Below are 17,095 nucleotides of genomic sequence, written 5' to 3'. Positions count from 1 at the left end.
GCCCGAGCTCGGCACGTGCGTCTGGTACCCGCGTCTGGTACCCGCGTCCAATCACCGCAAGTTTATTTTGGCGGACGCATTACGCATGTAGTATTGCATGCACTTTTGCACATAAATAAATCTCGTATGAAACTCGAACTGTTCAAGACGTTCTGGGGCTTCGAAGGCGGCCCTGACGAAGCCGCGCCGCTCGTCCGGGCAGCGGGTTTCGATGGCATCGAGGCGCCCGTGCCAGAAGGCGAGGCGCGGCGAGACGCGTTCGCCGCGTCGATCGAAACTCACCATCTGCCGTTCATCGCCGAGATCACGACCGCAGGCAGCTACGTACCCGATCGTTCAGCGACGCCCGAAGCCCATCTGCTCGATCTCGAGACAAAAATCGCGTGGGCGAAGCCTTTGCAGCCGCGCTTCTTCAACGTCATGGCGGGGTGTGATGCGTGGCCGCTTGCGACCCAGATCAACTTTTTTGCGCGCGCCGTCGACATCGCCGAGCGGCACGACGTCGTATGCAGCTTCGAAACGCACCGGGGACGTTCGTTCTTCAATCCGTGGGTCACGCGCGATGTGGCACGCGCCGTACCGGCGCTCCGTCTGACGTGTGACTTCAGCCACTGGGTCAACGTCTGCGAGCGGCTGCTCGAGTCGGAATGGGAGACGTTGCTCGAGCTCGCGCCGCATGCGCACCACGTGCATGGCCGCATCGGTTATCCGCAGGGTCCTCAGGTCCCGCATCCGGCCGCGCCCGAATACGCGGAGTGTCTCGCCTCCCATCAGCGAATGTGGGAAGCGCTGTGGTCCTCGCAGATTGCACGCGGCTACACCGTCACGACGATGACGCCCGAATTCGGGCCGGACGGCTATCTGCATACCTTGCCATTTACGAACGCGCCGGTCGCGGACCTCTGGGAGGTCAATACCTGGATGGGTCATGAAGAGCGCCGCCATATCGCCGACTTTCTTTCGGAGCGCCAAGCCGCATGAAGCGCACACAACCCGCACAATCCACCCATCCCGCTCGTACCGGACACACGCATACCGGTTTCGAACGGCTGCCCGTGGTTGACATCAGCGGCCTCTATGACGCATCACTCGGGCAACGCATGGCTACCGCCCGGGAACTCGATCGCGCGGCGCGCGAGGCAGGGTTCTTCTACGTGACCGGGCATCAGGTCACGCGTGCGCAGCAGTCGGCGCTGATTGCGCAGGCACAGGCGTTCTTTGCGGGGCCGGTCGAGTGGAAGATGCGCTACTACATTGACCACTCGATCGGCACGTCGATGGCGCACCGAGGCTATGTGCCGGAAGGCGAGGAGGTGTTCGCCGGCGGAAAGCGCGATCGAAAGGAGGCATTCGATACCGGACGCGACTTGCCGGCCGACGATCCCGACGTGCTCGCGGGCACACCAATGCTCGGGCCCAACATCTGGCCCGATCAGCCAGGGTTTCGTGAAGCCGTGGATCAGTACTATGCGGCGGCGTTCGCGCTCGGCAGAACCTTGTTTCGGGGTTTCTCGCTCGCTCTGGGTCTGCCCGAAACGCATTTCGAGCGGTACCTGACGAAGCCGCCGAGCCAGTTGCGCCTGATTCACTATCCATTCGACGCGTCCGCGGAAGATCGCCCGGGCATCGGCGCACACACCGACTATGAGTGCTTCACGATTCTGATGCCGACCGCGCCGGGTCTGGAGGTCATGAACGGGGAGGGCAGGTGGATCGATGCACCGCCGATCGACAATGCGTTTGTCGTCAATATCGGCGACATGCTCGAGGTGTGGACCGGTGGCACCTACGTCGCGACGTCGCATCGGGTGCGCAAGGTCGCCGAGGAGCGTTATTCGTTCCCGTTGTTTTTCGCGTGCGACTACGGGACCGTCGTGGCACCGCTTGAACCCTTTGCGACAACGGAAGCCGTGCAACGCTACGCGCCGGTCGCCGCGGGCGATCATCTTTTCGCGCAAACGGCACAGAGTTTTACGTACCTGAAGCAGCGTCTTGAGCGCGGTGAGCTGGTCCTGCCCGAAGGATCGAAGGCGCTGGCGAGTTTCGGCCAGCAGGCCCGTTACGCGGACGCGGACGCAAGCGACTGAGGCTCGACAGGTAATGCGCTCGGACCGAAAAATTGTGACTGGTGCGTGGTGCGGGACAGACGACGGCTCGCGCGCCATGGTTCAAGCACCACGAGCCAAGTGCACTGAGGACCGCACCACAGGCAAGGGCTGATTGAGTACAATCGACGGGCTTTTCCGATGGCGGCGAAGTCCGGCGTGGCGACATGTGCGGGACTGGCGCGCCCGACCGGCGCAATCGGCGCCGTGCCCTTGTACTCTGTAGACCCCAGGATTGCCTAGTGACTGCCGAATCGATGCCACCCCCGTCTCATTCGGCGCCGGCTCGGCCGTTTCGCGATTCCCTGCTCGCGATGCTCGGCATCGGCCTCGTCAATATGCTCGTTGCGCTCGACCAGACGGTGGTCAGCACGGCATTGCCGTCGATCCTGTCGGAACTCCAGGGCTTCGAATACTACGCATGGATGGCGAGCGCGTATCTGCTGGCCTCCGTGGTGACCGTGCCGGTGTTCGGCCGGCTTGGCGACTACTTTGGCCGCAAACCGTTCGTGGTGGCCGCCATCGTGACATTCACCGTGGCATCGGTGTTGTGCGGCATCGCGCCGTCGATGCTGTCGCTCGTGATCGCGCGCGGGCTTCAGGGCGTCGGCGGCGGCATGATGGTGGGGACCGCATTCGCTTCGATCCCTGACCTGTTTCCCGATCCGCGAGCCCGGGTGCGTTGGCAGGTCGTGCTGGCCGGAGCCTACGGAATCGGCACGGCCGCCGGACCTTCGCTCGGCGGTTTTCTGTGCGAGCACTATGGATGGCGCTCGACGTTCCTCGTGAACTTGCCTGTCGGACTCGCAGGCCTTTACTGTGTCTGGCGATATCTGCCGTTTTTCCGGCGCGCGCACGAAGGGAAGGTCCGCATCGACTGGCTCGGTGCGGCGCTGCTCACGGTGGCGCTCGCCTGCTTGCAGATGTGCGTTGAAAATGTGCCGCGTAGTGGGCTGAATACGGGCAATCTCGTGCTGCTCGCCGTCACGGTCATCAGCGCGGTGGCCTTCGTGGCGTGCGAGCGTCGCGCGCTGCACCCGATCGTGCCGCTGAGTCTGTTCGCGAACGGCAAGCTCGTCGTGCTATTCACGCTGTCGACACTGGCGGGCGTGTCGATGTTTTCGCTGATCTTCTTCGCGCCATTGCTGCTGCAAGGCGGCTTCGGCATGTCGCCGCAGCAAGCCGGTTTGCTGGCGACACCGCTCCCGGTATGCATCGCAGGCGGCAGTCTGCTCAACACGAAAATCATCGTGCGCCTCAAGAAGCCCGCGGCAATTCTGAGCGCCGGCTTCACCCTGTTGCTGATTGCGACCATCGGCGTGGCGATGACGTACCGCTACACCCCTCTGGTCGTGCTCGAAGTTGCATTGGCCTGCGGCGGCGTCGGCCTGGGATTCGTGCTCAACAATATGAACATCTTCGGTCAGGAGATCGCCGGCCGGTCGAATCTCGGCATCACCACGGCGCTGATGCAGTCGACCCGGATGGTCGGCGGCATGATCGGTACAGCGGCGGTGGGGACGATCGTTGCACGGAGCTACGCAAGCGGGGTCGCGGACGCACTCGGCAATCTGACGGGTGCGGCCAATGCGGCGCACTGGACCACGCGGCTGAGCGACCCGCAAGTGCTCGTCGACGCCGGCACGCGCGCGACGCTGCTGACCGACCTGGCGCAAGCCGGCTTCGACGGTCCGCAATTGCTCGGCATGAGCCGGCAACTGCTCGTGGCATCGATCCATACCGGCGTGCTGTTTGTCGCGGTGGCCATCACAGCGGCGATCCTGCTGGTACGCAAGATCCCGGATATGACGCTCAATGCGAAAGCGATGCCTGCGCCGCCGCTCGATTAGAATGCTCCCGGCTGTTGCTCGCACCGGCTGATTGTGCCCGTTGCACGCACCTGTAGCGCGACGCCTGTTGCACGACGCCGCCCTCACCACGGCTGTAGCACGCCGCCGGTAACGCGATGCTCGTTGCACGACGCCTCTTCCCCAGTCCTATTTCACTGACATGACGAAACCGATTCCCGAGACGACGCAAACGATGGCCTCCGACGAGGTCGCAGCCCAGGAAGCCGCGCTGACGTTCGAGCGCTTCACGCACCTCGACGCGATTGCGCTCGGCGACCTGCTCAAGGAAGACGCGATCGCACGCAGCCTGCCGATTGCGTTCGATGTGTTTATCGGTGAGCGCACCGTCTACAGCGTCGCGCTGCCGGGTAGCTCGCCCGACAATCTCGAGTGGATCCGTCGCAAGCGCAACAGCGTGCGACGTTTCGGCAAGTCGTCGTTCCGCATCAATCGCGAGCAGGCCGAGAAGGGCACGTCGCTCCACGACAGCAAGGCGGTGCCGGAGGAAGAGTACGCCGGCCACGGCGGCTCGGTGCCGATCCTCGTTGCCGGCCTGGGTCCCGTCGGTGTCGTTACGGTGTCGGGGCTGCCCGGTTGGCAGGATCATGCGACCGTGGTGGCCGCATTGACCCGGCTGCTGGCCACGAAATAAAGCTGCAACAAGACTGCAGCAAAGCATCGAGGGCGTGTCTCGCGTGAGCGGGCCACGCCACGTAGGTCGAGTCACATGATTTCGCGTCGTCGCGCGCCATTCCACGTGGAGTCGTCCGGCGCCACGCCATCCCCCACATCAAGCCACGCAGGTCAGGCGACCTGAGCCGCAGCCGGTTTGAATGCCTGCTGAACCGCCGTACCGAATCGACCGACGGGATACTGGAGCTTGCCGAGAAAACGCGGCTTGACCATCCAGATATCGATGGACGGTTTAAAGTCCGTCACGTTGATCACATCGAGATCGTTGGCGCGCGCGCTCGCCGCGAGCGCTGTGCGGGCCACCAGACCCAGCCCCACGCCGTCGGCGACGAGGTCCAGCTGTAGTTCCGTGCCCAGCGTCTCGAGCTGGACCTTGAGCGAAGCACCGCGCTCGGCCAGCGTCCTTTGCAGCACCATGCGAAACCCGCATCCTTCGGGATTGAGCACCCACCCGTGCGGCTGAAGGTCGAGCAGCGTCTGCGTACGTTTTCTTAGCCGGCCCTTGGGCGCAACCACCGCCAGTTCGACAGCGTCGATCGACTCGGCGTCGATCGTTTCGGGAAACTGTGTGTTGGCTGGCATCAGCAGGGCCGCAGCATCGAGCTCGCCGCGTGAAAGCCGTTCGAGCAGCGCCGCGCCCCAATCGGTCGACACCTTGGCTTGCAGGCCGGGGAACATGTCACGCAGGTCACGCAGCCCGTCGAGCAAGGCCATATCGCTGATCACGGGCTCGATGCCCAGACGCAAGCGGCCTACCGGTGGCGTATCGGTCGCGACGAGATCGCGAAGCGTATCCACTTCACGCACAATTGCACGGCATTGCTCATAGACCTGCCGCCCCATGGGCGTCGGCTTGAGCGGCTTGGTATTGCGATCGAGCAGCTCGACGCCAAGCGCTTCTTCAAAGCTTTGCACGCGACGCGTGATCGCCGGCTGAGTCAGCGACAGAGCTTGCGCCGCAACGCTCAACGACTGACAGCGTACGACCGCCACGAAGGCATCAATGTCATCGAGTTTCATTTCAAGGCCCTCGCGCTTGCCCATGAGTCCGACACGGGAACGCATCCCGCGGCACCGATGTCGATGCCCGGCAACAGCCGTCGTGGCGCACAGCCGCAAGCGCGGATAAACAAGCGCGGATTATGACCCGCGCCAAAATACGCCGCAGTCTAGGCATGCCCGCGCGTCCGCAATGCAGCGCGATTGCTGCGATATGTCAGTTCCCGTTAATTCTGAATTCAGCTTGAGGAGGCCTGACTCGTTCCCCCATTGCGCGTAGGATCGCGCTGTCTGACACCGCCGCGCGCCCGGAGGGATCCGTTTGCGCGGCTTTCGTGCATTCAAGGAGCGCACACCATGTCCCAGTCTGTTTCTGCAGCAGCCTCCGGTCAGTTCAAGATCGGCGGCGATATCACCGTCAATCGCCTTGGATTCGGCGCCATGCGCATTACCGGCAAGGGTATCTGGGGCGACCCTGAAGATCCGGCGGCTGCGCGTGCCGTGCTTGCGCGTCTGCCCGAACTCGACGTGAACTTCATCGATACGGCCGACAGCTATGGTCCGTACACGAGCGAAGACCTGATTCGCGAAGTGCTGCATCCGTACAAAGGCATGGTGATCGCCACCAAGGGCGGCCTCACGCGCCATGGTCCGGATCGCTGGGCGCCGCTCGGCCGCCCTGAATATCTTCGTCAATGTGTCGTGACGAGCCTGCGCCGGCTCGGCGTGGACCATATCGATCTGTGGCAGTTGCACCGGATCGACCCAAAGGTCCCGCGTGAAGAGACGTTTGCCGAAATCGCGGCGATGCAAAAGGAAGGTTTGATTCGCCACGTGGGCCTGAGCGAAGTCAATGTCGAGGAAATCGAAGCCGCGCGACGCCATTTCAAGGTCGTGACGGTGCAGAACCTCTATAACCTCGGCAATCGCCAGAGCGAAGCGGTGCTCGAGCATTGCGAGAAGCACGACATTGGCTTTATTCCGTGGTTTCCGCTTGCGGCGGGGCAATTGGCCCAGCCGGGTTCCGTGCTCGATGAAATCGCCAAGTCCCACAACGTAAGCACGGGAGCGATTGCGCTCGCATGGCTGCTCAAGCGTTCGCGCGTGATGTTGCCGATTCCGGGCACGGGGAAGGTCGATCACCTTGAGGCGAATGTTGCAGGCGCGAGCGTCAAGCTCACGGATGCGGAGTTTGCCGAGCTGGACAAGGCAGGGCGCGTCACGGCGTAGTTCGTCAGGGCGTGACGCCTTGATCAGCGTCGGCGCATGACAGCGGTGTCCCATGCGGGACGCCGCACGCGCGGTGCGCGACTCGGATGCCGATCACCAGCTGAAGCGCATCGCGTGTGGCAACGCCGGCGGCTTGCGCACGAGCCGGCCGGGGCTCCAGGTCTTGGCGCTCGTTGCGACCCCATTACGTCTTTTTGCGTATTTTTTATCGTTTGCGCGTCCGGTAGCATGGCGCGCACGCGGCGTATTTTCATGCGTTGCGATAAAAATTATTCAAACCCCTTTCAGGAGACGTAATGGCTTTTATAGTCGTCCTCGCCGCACTCGTTTTTCTCATGTTTGCGGCCTACCGGGGCTACAGCGTGATTCTCGTGGCGCCGGTCGCCGCGCTCGGCGCTGTGCTGCTCACCGACCCGGCTGCCGTCGCTCCCGTCTTTAGCGGGATCTTCATGGAGAAGATGGTCGGCTTCGTGAAGCTCTATTTCCCCGTGTTCCTGCTCGGCGCCGTCTTTGGCAAGGTCATTGAGCTATCCGGGTTTTCGGAGGCGATCGTTGCCGCTGCGATTCGCTATATCGGGCGATCGCGCGCCAATGCCGTGATCGTCGCGGTCTGCGCACTGCTGACCTATGGTGGCGTCTCGCTGTTCGTGGCGGTTTTTGCTGTGTATCCGTTCGCGGCCGAACTCTATCGCCAGAGCAATATCCCCAAGCGCCTGCTGCCGGGCGCGATTGCACTCGGCGCGTTCTCGTTCACGATGGACTCGCTGCCGGGCACCCCGCAGATCCAGAACATCATCCCGACCACGTTCTTCAAGACGACCGCATGGGCGGCGCCGATTCTCGGCACGGTCGGCTCGTTGTTCATTATTGCGGTCGGCCTGCTGTACCTCGAATGGCGCCGTCGTGCAGCTGCGGCGCGCGGTGAAGGTTATGGCACGTCGCTCGTCAACGAGCCGGAGCGTGTCGAATCGACCACGCTGGCCAACCCGGTGCTTGCGATCGCGCCGCTCGTGCTGGTCGGTGTCGCCAACTTCGTGCTGACCAAGCTGATTCCGCAGTGGTATGGCGAGAGCTACACGGTGGCCGGCGATGCGTTGCCTGGCATTCATACGCCGATCGTCGCGCCCGTCAAATCGCTGGTCGCGATCTGGGCCGTGGAAGGCGCGCTGTTGCTTGGCATTCTGCTTGTCGTCGTCACGGCATTCCCGCGTGTGCGCCAGAAGTTTGCGAGCGGCACGAAAACGGCCGTCGGCGGCGCGTTGCTTGCGGCAATGAATACGGCCTCGGAATATGGCTTCGGCGGCGTCATCGCCGCATTGCCCGGCTTCCTGGTCGTGGCAGATGGCCTGAAGAGCATCCCGAATCCGCTCGTCAATGCGGCGGTGTCGGTGAGCTCGCTGGCGGGTATTACTGGCTCCGCGTCGGGCGGCATGAGCATCGCGCTCGCGGCCATGTCCGATCTGTTCATCAAGAACGCGCAGGCGGCCGGTATTCCGATGGAAGTCCTGCACCGTGTCGTTGCAATGGCGAGCGGCGGCATGGACACACTGCCGCACAACGGCGCCGTGATTACTCTGCTTGCCGTCACGGGGCTGACACACAAAGAGTCCTACAAGGACATCTTTGCTGTCACGGTGATCAAGACCTGCGCGGTGTTCTTCGTGATCGCCGTCTACTACATGACCGGTCTGGTCTGACCGGGTCTGACGGTCGTCTGCTCTTCCAACTCCTCCGGTAGCTCACGGAGGAGTTCGGCCATGCGTTTCACAATCGGCTAGAATCGCCGCACAAGACATCCCTCAGTCCAGCGCGTGCGACCCGGTTCGCATGAGCCCGACGCGTGTCGGGGCGGTTGCGCGCCCGATGCGGCGCATGTCCAGCCCATCGCCATCCTCATTCATTCCGATACTCCGATACCCACCATGATGAATCCGAGCTATACCGACACGCGTTTGCTGATCGACAACGTCTGGTGTGACGCCGCAAGCGGGAAAACGATCGACGTTCTCAACCCCGCGACGGGAAAGGTGATCGGCACGGTTGCACATGCGGGTATCCCTGACCTCGATCGCGCGCTCGCTGCTGCGCAAAAGGGCTTTGAAGTCTGGCGCAAGATCCCCGCTTTCGAACGCGCGTCCCTGATGCGCAAGGCGGCGGCTATCGTGCGTGAGCGCGCCGAAGCGATTGCCCGCTTGATGGTGATGGAGCAGGGCAAGCCGTTTGCCGAGGCGCGTGTCGAAACGCTGCTGGCTGCAGACATCATCGAGTGGTTCGCCGACGAAGGCCGCCGGGTTTACGGCCGTGTCGTGCCGGCGCGCAACCTGCAAGCGCAGCAGCTCGTGCTCAAGGAGCCTGTCGGGCCGGTCGCCGCATTTACGCCGTGGAATTTTCCGATCAATCAGGTGGTGCGCAAGCTCAGTGCAGCGCTGGCAAGCGGATGCTCGTTCCTCGTGAAGGCACCCGAAGAAACCCCGGCATCTCCCGCCGAACTCATCAGGGCGTTTGTCGACGCAGGCGTGCCGGCTGGCGTTGTCGGCCTCGTGTACGGCAACCCCGCGGAAATCTCGAGCTATCTGATTCCGCATCCGGTAATTCGCAAGATCACGTTCACGGGCTCGACGCCGGTTGGCAAGCAACTCGCCTCGCTTGCCGGCGCGCATATGAAGCGTGCCACGATGGAACTCGGCGGCCACGCGCCGGTGATCGTCGCAGAAGATGCCGATATCGCGTTCGCTGCAAAGATCGCCGGCGGCGCCAAGTTCCGCAATGCAGGTCAGGTCTGTATTTCGCCGACTCGATTCCTCGTGCACAACAGCATCCGTGAAGCGTTCAGCCGCGAACTCGTCAAGCAGGCTCAGGGCATCAAGCTCGGCGACGGTCTCGCCGAAGGCACGACGATGGGGCCGCTTGCGAATGCGCGCCGCCTGACGGCGATGTCGGCCGTTGTCGAAAACGCACTCGCGACCGGCGCGACGATTGAAACCGGTGGCGAGCGCATCGGCTCGGACGGCAATTTCTTCGCGCCGACCGTGATCACAAACGTGCCACTCGAAGCCGACGTGTTCAATAGCGAGCCGTTCGGCCCGGTTGCCGCAGTACGCGGCTTCGACACGCTCGAGGACGCTATCGCTGAGGCGAACCGTCTGCCTTACGGGCTGGCCGGCTATGCCTTCACGCAGTCCTTCCGTAACGTGCATCTGCTGTCGCAGCAACTTGAAGTCGGCATGCTGTGGATCAATCAGCCCGCCGCGCCGTGGCCGGAAGTGCCGTTCGGCGGCGTCAAGGATTCGGGCTACGGCTCCGAAGGCGGCACCGAAGCGATGGAGCCGTACCTCGTCACGAAGGCGGTGTCGGTGATGGCCGTTTAATTGGCAAAGCGCACATGAACGGTGGTGCAGGGCAGAACTGCACCACACGAAGCATGTTCTCCATCGCTTCATTTCTCCGCATCAATGCGCCGCTGTGCCTCCGATAGCGACTCGGTCGAACATCGGGCAAGCGTGATCCGCTGGCATCGCGCCTATCCAGTGACTTTTGGGAGGCGCGGACATGACCGGCGTGAACGTGCAATTCGGGTTCTTGTGCGTGCGATCGGCGCAGCACGTCAGGATATCGTTGACTGACCGAATGTTTTCCGCCGTCCAGCGATCCTGCTCCATGTCCTGCGTCGGCATCCAGTGACTCAGCGGAAAGGCATTGGCCTGCGCGTTGTTGGCAGGCGAACCCAGGCGACCTGCTGACATCGGCACGTAAGTACTGCAGCTGCGCTCATCGCCAATCCGATGGCAGCCGATACAGGTATTGCCCGGCGTGCTGATCGCCCATGATCGCCGCCACGAAGCGAAATCCGCACCGATATTCACATACTTACCCCACGGATCAGTGGGCACGTTATTCCAGACTTGCGCGATATACGGACTCTGAATAAAGGGACCCGCATCGTGACACGATGCGCACTGCGCAGCGGCCACTTCGCGTGGTGCTTTCCAGAACTCCACCGCGGACGGATGTCCGGCCGGCGCGACACGTTCGTTGGGTGGCGGGACGCGTGATGCGTCGATACCGACGTTGTCGCTCTTGTCCGCGCCTTGACCTTGGACCGGTGTGTGGGGCGGGGCGGCCTTCGATTGGAACCAGCACGTCTTTCCACTGCCGGTGTGATGTAAAACGATGTCGACCTCGTCAAAGTAATGACTCTTGTCGGGGTGCCGGTTGAGCGAATTGCGGCGGCAGTACACCGAAATCTGGGTGCTGCCGCGAGACAGATTGAGCACCTTGGAATAGGGCATGCATTGCCCGCTATTCGCCTGATCCGGAACAAGCAACGACGGCCGGTCGCACTGCTTGAGGTTCGTATAGTCCGTCGGCGTCTTGTTGTCGACGGTGATCGGGATGTCGGTGCCGCTATTGCAATCGAACGGGCAGATCTCGCCGATTTCCCGCGCGCATTGGTCGCCGTACTCGAGGACGGTCTGCTGGCCGGCACGTGCGTGCGAACCGGCGCTCGCGTAAGTATTCGACGAAGTGTTCGAAGGTGTCGAGTTTTTGGCGGACTTCGAAACCTTGGCCGCAAGATGCGAAGAGGGCGCGGCCTCCTGCTCCTGCCTGACTCCGGCAGTGGCGACCGCCGCGATGCCACAGACCATCGCGCACAGCATATACGCCGAGGCAAACGCAAGCCTCAACGCTGGCCTCCGAGTCCGCGACGTGACGCCTGAGACGCCGGGCTTCATCGCCACATCCCCTTATGCAGACGTCGGCGTGCGACCTCGGCGATCGCCTGCTTGTACTTGAGGTAGCCCGAACAGCGGCACAGATTGCCGCCGACCCACGTGTCGATCATCGAGTCGATATCGCCGGAACTCACGGGGTTGCGTTCGATGTGCTCAAGCATGGCGGTCGCCGCCGTAAGGAACCCCGGCGTGCAGTAGCCGCATTGAAACGCGAAGAGTTCGAGAAAGCGCTGCTGCAGATCGGACAGCACATTGTTGGCCGCAAGACTCTCGACGGTCTCGACGTGCATGCCTGCCACCGCGCCGAGCTGGGTCGAGCACGCCAGCGTTTTCTCGAGGACTGCGCCCGGAGCACTGCGCACGCCGACGGTGCAGGCACGGCATACGCCAATACCGCATCCGAACTTCGTGCCCGTGAGATCCAGCCGCTCCTGCAAGTACTCGAGCAGTGTCATATCCGCATCACGTGCATCGATCAAGTAGCGCGCATTGTTCACATGCAGCTCGAATGCGTCCGTGCTCATGTAAGGGCCTCGCGGATGCGTTGCGGCGTCACCGGCGTCGTTCGAAACCGAACCCCCGTGGCCATCGCCAGTGCATTGAGCACGGCAGGCGCGATCGGGCACATGACGGCTTCGCCGATACCGCGCCCTGCATGTTGGGCCTTGTCCGCTGGCGCAGTGATCGGGATCAAGGCCGCGTCAGGCATGTCGCTCATGCGAAGGATCTGATATCGATCGAGATTCCAGCCTCCGCCTCCGGGTCCGTCATCGCCCGGGATACAGTTCTCGCAGAGCACGTTGCCAATGGCCATGGCAATACCCCCGTAAAGCTGGCCCTCGACGATCGGCGGGCAGATCATCACGCCGGTGTTGACCGCTGCGACCACCTTTTCGACATGAACCCGACCGGTCTTCGTGTCGACTTCGAGCGCGACGAGCGCACCGGCAGGCGCATACGTGTCGCGACCGTAGTTCGAATTGATTTTCGTCGGTGCGCTCGACGGAGCCGCGCTTTCCGCTCTCGTCAGTTGCGTCAGTGTCTTGATGTCCGTGCCGGTCGCGACGAAATCGCAATCGACCTTGCAGGCCCCGGACTGGAACGGAAACGTGAAGCGCCAGAACGCGCCCGTGTAGCTTGCGTGGACGACGGCGATCGTATGGAGGCTATGGCGCTCGATCAGACTCCGGAGCATGGGCCACGTCAAAGGATGCAGACTGTTCGCCTTGAGCTTGGAGCGTGCCTTCGACACGGGCACCAATCTCCCTTCGACCCAGTGGATGTCGTCGGGTGTAAGAGTCGGGGCACTCCAGTAGATACGCGCGGCCGGAAGCACCGCCTGCAAATGCAGCACATGCGCCGCTTCCTCGACGGCATGGTGTTGATGAAACGCGCCGAGGCACGAGCTCGACGAACCGTAGGTCTTGCCCGGAATGTAGTGAGCGTCCGTGTACTTCGCGTAACTCGACAGCTGGAACGCATTGAACACGTCGATCTGACTCATCGCGATCGAGTTCGCGTTCTGTCCAAGCCATGTCGCAGGTGCGAGCGACAGCGTGGTGGCCGCGCCGTTTCCCATATCGGTGTAGGTCGTGCGCACGCGCAAGGTGGCATCGGGGAGAATCTCGATCATCCCGAACATGCCTTCGGTCGTGCCCGAACCGTACGCCTGGTTCGACATCGCAAAGCCAACGCCATACTTCTTGTTCCGACCGGCGCTGCCACGAGCACGCTCTGCCGCGACACGATGACGCTCTTGCCAGAGCGGGTGGCGACGCAAGGGCTCCATGATCTGATCGAGCTGAAGATCGAAGAGGATCGGAGCGCCGGTGATCGTTGCGCCTTTACCGGGGGCGAGCAGATTCGCTTTGCGAAGCTCGAAAGGATCCTTGCCAAGCCGTTGTGCCGCTTCGTCGATCAACGTTTCGATCGCGAGAAAAGCCTGTGGTCCGCCAAACCCGCGTTGTGAGCCGCCAAAGACGTCGTAACTGAAATTCGCCACACCATGTGAGCGCGCGAGCGGGATCTCATAGCAGCTCATCGCACTCATCGCTGCAAGGCTTGCCACGGCAGCCTGAAGGTTCGTCTTGCGGCCGCCGCTCAGCGTGAATTCACAGTCGATTGCTTCGAATTTGCCCGCCGGCGAGACCCATAGCGATTCGGTAAAGCTCGATTCACAGCGTTTGAGCCCCACTTGAAACTGCTCATAGCGTGACTGCTGCCAGCGCAGCGCGCCTTTGGCAAAAGGCGCCGCGAGCGCCAGGTAGATCGGGAAATAGGACTTGTCGCGGCCGCCGAAGCCACCACCCGGATAGCAGGCAATGATGTCGACGCCGCTGATCGTGATGTCGCTGTTGTTGAACAGATGGCAGGCGTTGTTGGCGTCGTCATTGGGGGACTGCGTGCCCAGCACAAGACGTAACGCTCCCTTGCTCGCATCGTAGTAAGCGAGTCCCGATTCAGGTTCCAGAAAGACCGGATCGATCGAGGGCGTGTCGAATCGACCGCCTTCATCGGTGCCGACCTTGATCCAGCCTTTTTCGGTTTCAGAGGTTTCCGCAGTCCGCCTGACTTGCTGGCCTACCGCATCCACATGGGCGTTGTAGACATCTCGCGACAAGGAGGCCTTGTTAAAGGGTTTGGACGGGTCACCGGGCAACTCAGGTGCACGGACATTCGTTTCATCGTAGGGGATCTTTCCGAGTGCAGCGCGGTGCGACGTGCCCAGCGGCGGACCATAGCGCACGACGTTGGAGTTGAAATCGAGTTGCCGCTTCGCGCGGCGATAGGTATCGAAATCGGCAAAAATCAGCAGGGCGGCGGGTTGGCCGTAGAAGTCAGGGGGCTGGTCCTTGCGAGCGAGCAGGGGAGGCTCCGTCGCACCTGACGATGTGTAACAGCGCGTGTCGATCTTGTGCCGCGAGGTCAGAGCATCGTCGATGATGGTGACGGGCTGATCATCGAGCATGCTCAGATCGATACCGGTGAAGTTCCGGTCGACGCGGTTGCAACGCACCGCATAGAGCCATTGCTCATCGGGCCATTTGAAATCGCGCGCTTTGAAGTCACGCGCATAGATTTTCTGACCGGTCACTTTCGGCAGGCCGTCGATTCGCCAACGCGCGACGCCCGGCCGGGCGGACCACTGCGGTCCTGCGTCCAGGCGTGTGTCGTCGCGAGGGTCCCGGAGGCTGTTCGCTTGTGCGTAACTGCCCGTACACTGGGCCATCGCCGGCAAGCTATGGATCGAGATCGCGATGGCCGTGCTGCTTCCCACCAGCTTCAGAAAGGTCCGACGGGTGACGGGTATCTCGTATGCCATCGCGCGCCTCCGCCTGCAGCCTCGTTCGCAAGGTGCCTGCTCGCGTGATGCGCGCCGTTAGCGCGCTATCCATTCGTAATCCGAATCGTTTCACTCGCGTGTTTCGATTCGAATGTGCGGTAATCGTATTGAGTACATTTAACGATTGCAAGGTATGGTTTTCCTGCGTGAAGCTATACGTTGCGTCTGCACCACCGAAAAGGAATGCTGTGAATCGAAATCAGCGCGCATCGCTTTTCTTTCGTGCCTGGCTCAGCGTGGCCGCGCTCGGGTTGATCATGGGCGTGTTGCTGTTCGTCGGCGCAGGCACGCTCAGTTACGTGCAAGGGTGGGTGTACTGGATCATCTTTGTCGGCGCATCGGCGTGGACGACCGATTACCTGATTCACCACGACCCGGCGTTGCTTGAACGAAGAATGCGAGGCGGCCCGTTTGCCGAAGGTCGGGGCGCCCAAAGGGTCATCATGACGCTCGCATCAGTCGGCTTTATCGGCTTGATAGTCGTACCTGCGCTCGACTATCGGTGGGGATACCCGCTACGCTGGACACATACGCCGTTTCTGGTCGAGTGCGCCGGGGTAGCCCTGGTCTGCCTCGGCTTCCTGGGCATCTACGCGGTCTACCGGGTCAACACGTTCGCCAGTGCGACCGTTCAAGTGGCCGACGAGCAGAAAGTCGTGACGACCGGCTTATATGGGTGGGTACGGCATCCGATGTATGCGACAGCGTCATTGATGCTGATCGGCTCGCCATTGACACTCGGTTCATGGCTAGGGATCGCCGTTTTCGCGGTGGTTGTCCCGACATTGATCTGGAGATTGCTCGACGAAGAGCGCCTGCTCAAGCAGACCCTTGCGGGATATAGCGCATATTGCGAGCAAGTCAGGTGGCGATTGATTCCGTATGTCTTTTGATTCAACGGCACCGTATATGCGACATCGGGCCGAGAAAGTACGCGGTGCTTAAAGGACGTTCGTTGTCAGACGTACCGAATGCCGACGGCATGGAGCTGCGCTGACCTCGTACGCTGACCTCATATTGGCCTGAGACGAAATCAGCCCTTTTTTTGTTTCATGAAGCGTAAAGCGAATCGTACGAGGCGCGGCATCGTTTCGGGGCGCCGCAGACGTGCGTCATATCCGGCAAAACGTCGATCATTTTCCTTCAGGCAGAGCCGCATGAGATCGCCAGGCGCGATCTTGCCCGTCGACACGTCCTGTGCGCCTTTAACGGTGAACTTGCTGTCCTGCCTGACTTCATTCCCGTCTGCGTCGAGCGTGCGCGCAACGCCGATTCGCTCCCAGACAAGAAATACCCAGACCGCAGCGACCTTGAGTTCAAAGCCGATCCGCGCATACCAGGGCAGGTTGGCGCGATACCATGCGACCCAGTTGGCAAAGAGGAGGATATGACGGCATTCCTCCTGAATGACGGGCTCGAACGTGTCCGTAAGCTCAGGCGGAAAAAGACCGGAGCGCCGCGCAACCTCGAAGAGTCCGAATGCGAAGAAACTGTCGATACATTCGCTGTAGCCAGTGACGAGATAGGCCCACTGTGTATCTTTCGGATACACATAAGGGGCTTCCTTTGCGAGTTTGATGCCGTAAGCCTCGACGAGACGGGACAACACGTCCTTGTGGCGGCTTTCTTCCCATGCATTCAGCGCGAGCGCGTGACGGACATCGATGTCCAACTGCTGGCTTGCGTAGGCCGCCATGCGCAGCCGCGCTTTTCCCTCGGTCTGCACCGCGATATCCCAGATCGGCAGCGAGACGATCTTGTTGCGTGTCTCGGCATCGAGATTCGGCCAACTCAGCACCGAAGGACGGTACGGGTTGAACGTCTCGCTGAACATGCGGCACATTTCACGCTTGTGCAAATCCGAGCCTGCCGGAAGCGGGCCGACGACCTTGCTTTGCCAATAACGCATCTTTCGATCCGCTGCTTCGAGCGCGGCCGCGTCGGGAGGTTCGAGTGGAAGCCGGGGCTCCATAAAACCGGGAACCAGATTCTCCGCGTCAAAAGCAGTTCCGCCCGCTGTCATCGGAATCGGATTGCGCATGCCCCAAGCTCCTACGTCATCGCATGCGAGCCAGAATACGTGATTTGAGAAAACGGCGCGCAGCGGCCCGGGACACGCTCATCGCGACGACTCAGGGTCTG

At 61.9% G+C, this 17,095-nt stretch carries 13 protein-coding genes; 8 read left to right on the top strand and 5 right to left on the bottom strand.

Annotated features, from left to right (window positions below):
- The first annotated feature begins 126 nt into the window (after positions 1–126).
- From ACMFWR_RS10730 to ACMFWR_RS10715, 4 genes are all read left to right on the top strand, one after another.
- Positions 127–981 (top strand): sugar phosphate isomerase/epimerase family protein, encoded by an 855-nt coding sequence (locus ACMFWR_RS10730; RefSeq protein WP_413191661.1) that lies wholly within the window; start codon positions 127–129, stop codon positions 979–981.
- Positions 978–2,087 carry an isopenicillin N synthase family dioxygenase gene (locus ACMFWR_RS10725; RefSeq protein ID WP_413191660.1) on the top strand — a complete coding sequence of 370 codons (1,110 nt, stop codon included), beginning with the start codon at positions 978–980 and terminating at the stop codon, positions 2,085–2,087. Before ACMFWR_RS10730 ends, ACMFWR_RS10725 begins: the two co-directional genes overlap by 4 nt.
- 332 nt (positions 2,088–2,419) lie before the next feature.
- Positions 2,420–3,955, top strand: coding sequence for an MFS transporter (locus ACMFWR_RS10720; protein ID WP_413194848.1), 1,536 nt, complete (start codon positions 2,420–2,422; stop codon positions 3,953–3,955).
- A 160-nt stretch (positions 3,956–4,115) separates the two neighbouring features.
- Positions 4,116–4,607, top strand: coding sequence for a heme-degrading domain-containing protein (locus tag ACMFWR_RS10715; protein WP_413191659.1), 492 nt, complete (start codon positions 4,116–4,118; stop codon positions 4,605–4,607).
- Between the two features lie 152 nt (positions 4,608–4,759).
- Here the strand turns inward: ACMFWR_RS10715 and ACMFWR_RS10710 are convergent, their stop codons facing one another.
- A complete protein-coding gene (locus ACMFWR_RS10710; protein ID WP_413191658.1) occupies positions 4,760–5,713 on the bottom strand; it encodes a LysR family transcriptional regulator in 954 nt (317 codons plus the stop codon).
- Between the two features lie 291 nt (positions 5,714–6,004).
- Here ACMFWR_RS10710 and ACMFWR_RS10705 point away from each other — a divergent pair, with 291 nt between their 5' ends.
- The 3 genes from ACMFWR_RS10705 (at position 6,005) to ACMFWR_RS10695 (ending at position 10,245) form a co-directional block, all read left to right on the top strand.
- Positions 6,005–6,877: an aldo/keto reductase gene (locus ACMFWR_RS10705; RefSeq protein WP_413191657.1), complete on the top strand. Its 873-nt coding sequence runs from the start codon at positions 6,005–6,007 to the stop codon at positions 6,875–6,877.
- Between the two features lie 296 nt (positions 6,878–7,173).
- Entirely contained in the window at positions 7,174–8,574 is a 1,401-nt protein-coding gene (locus ACMFWR_RS10700; protein ID WP_413191656.1) for a GntP family permease, read from the top strand.
- 225 nt (positions 8,575–8,799) lie between these two features.
- Positions 8,800–10,245 (top strand): NAD-dependent succinate-semialdehyde dehydrogenase, encoded by a 1,446-nt coding sequence (locus ACMFWR_RS10695; RefSeq protein WP_413191655.1) that lies wholly within the window; start codon positions 8,800–8,802, stop codon positions 10,243–10,245.
- 81 nt (positions 10,246–10,326) lie between these two features.
- On the opposite strand, the gene ACMFWR_RS10690 is transcribed toward ACMFWR_RS10695, so the two are convergent.
- From ACMFWR_RS10690 to ACMFWR_RS10680, 3 genes are read right to left on the bottom strand one after another with little or no spacing between them, the layout of a single operon-like run.
- On the bottom strand, positions 10,327–11,562 hold the full coding sequence (locus ACMFWR_RS10690; protein ID WP_413191654.1) for a hypothetical protein: 1,236 nt from the start codon (positions 11,560–11,562) through the stop codon (positions 10,327–10,329).
- Between the two features lie 44 nt (positions 11,563–11,606).
- Positions 11,607–12,134: a (2Fe-2S)-binding protein gene (locus ACMFWR_RS10685; protein ID WP_413191653.1), complete on the bottom strand. Its 528-nt coding sequence runs from the start codon at positions 12,132–12,134 to the stop codon at positions 11,607–11,609.
- Positions 12,131–14,932: a xanthine dehydrogenase family protein molybdopterin-binding subunit gene (locus tag ACMFWR_RS10680; RefSeq protein WP_413191652.1), complete on the bottom strand. Its 2,802-nt coding sequence runs from the start codon at positions 14,930–14,932 to the stop codon at positions 12,131–12,133. Before ACMFWR_RS10680 ends, ACMFWR_RS10685 begins: the two co-directional genes overlap by 4 nt.
- 209 nt (positions 14,933–15,141) lie before the next feature.
- Between ACMFWR_RS10680 and ACMFWR_RS10675 the strand changes: the two genes are divergently transcribed.
- Complete coding sequence (locus ACMFWR_RS10675; protein ID WP_413191651.1) at positions 15,142–15,846, top strand: methyltransferase family protein; 705 nt, start codon at positions 15,142–15,144, stop codon at positions 15,844–15,846.
- 140 nt (positions 15,847–15,986) lie between these two features.
- Here ACMFWR_RS10675 and ACMFWR_RS10670 read toward each other — a convergent pair whose 3' ends face one another.
- Positions 15,987–16,925 carry a ferritin-like domain-containing protein gene (locus tag ACMFWR_RS10670; RefSeq protein ID WP_413194847.1) on the bottom strand — a complete coding sequence of 313 codons (939 nt, stop codon included), beginning with the start codon at positions 16,923–16,925 and terminating at the stop codon, positions 15,987–15,989.
- Positions 16,926–17,095 lie beyond the last annotated feature (170 nt).

It is taken from the genome of Pararobbsia alpina, from assembly GCF_965118125.1.
In the GTDB taxonomy this organism is placed as follows: Bacteria; Pseudomonadota; Gammaproteobacteria; order Burkholderiales; family Burkholderiaceae; genus Pararobbsia; species Pararobbsia alpina_A.
The sequence above is the reverse complement of the archived record's forward strand: the minus strand, read 5'-3'. Positions and strand labels throughout refer to the sequence as shown.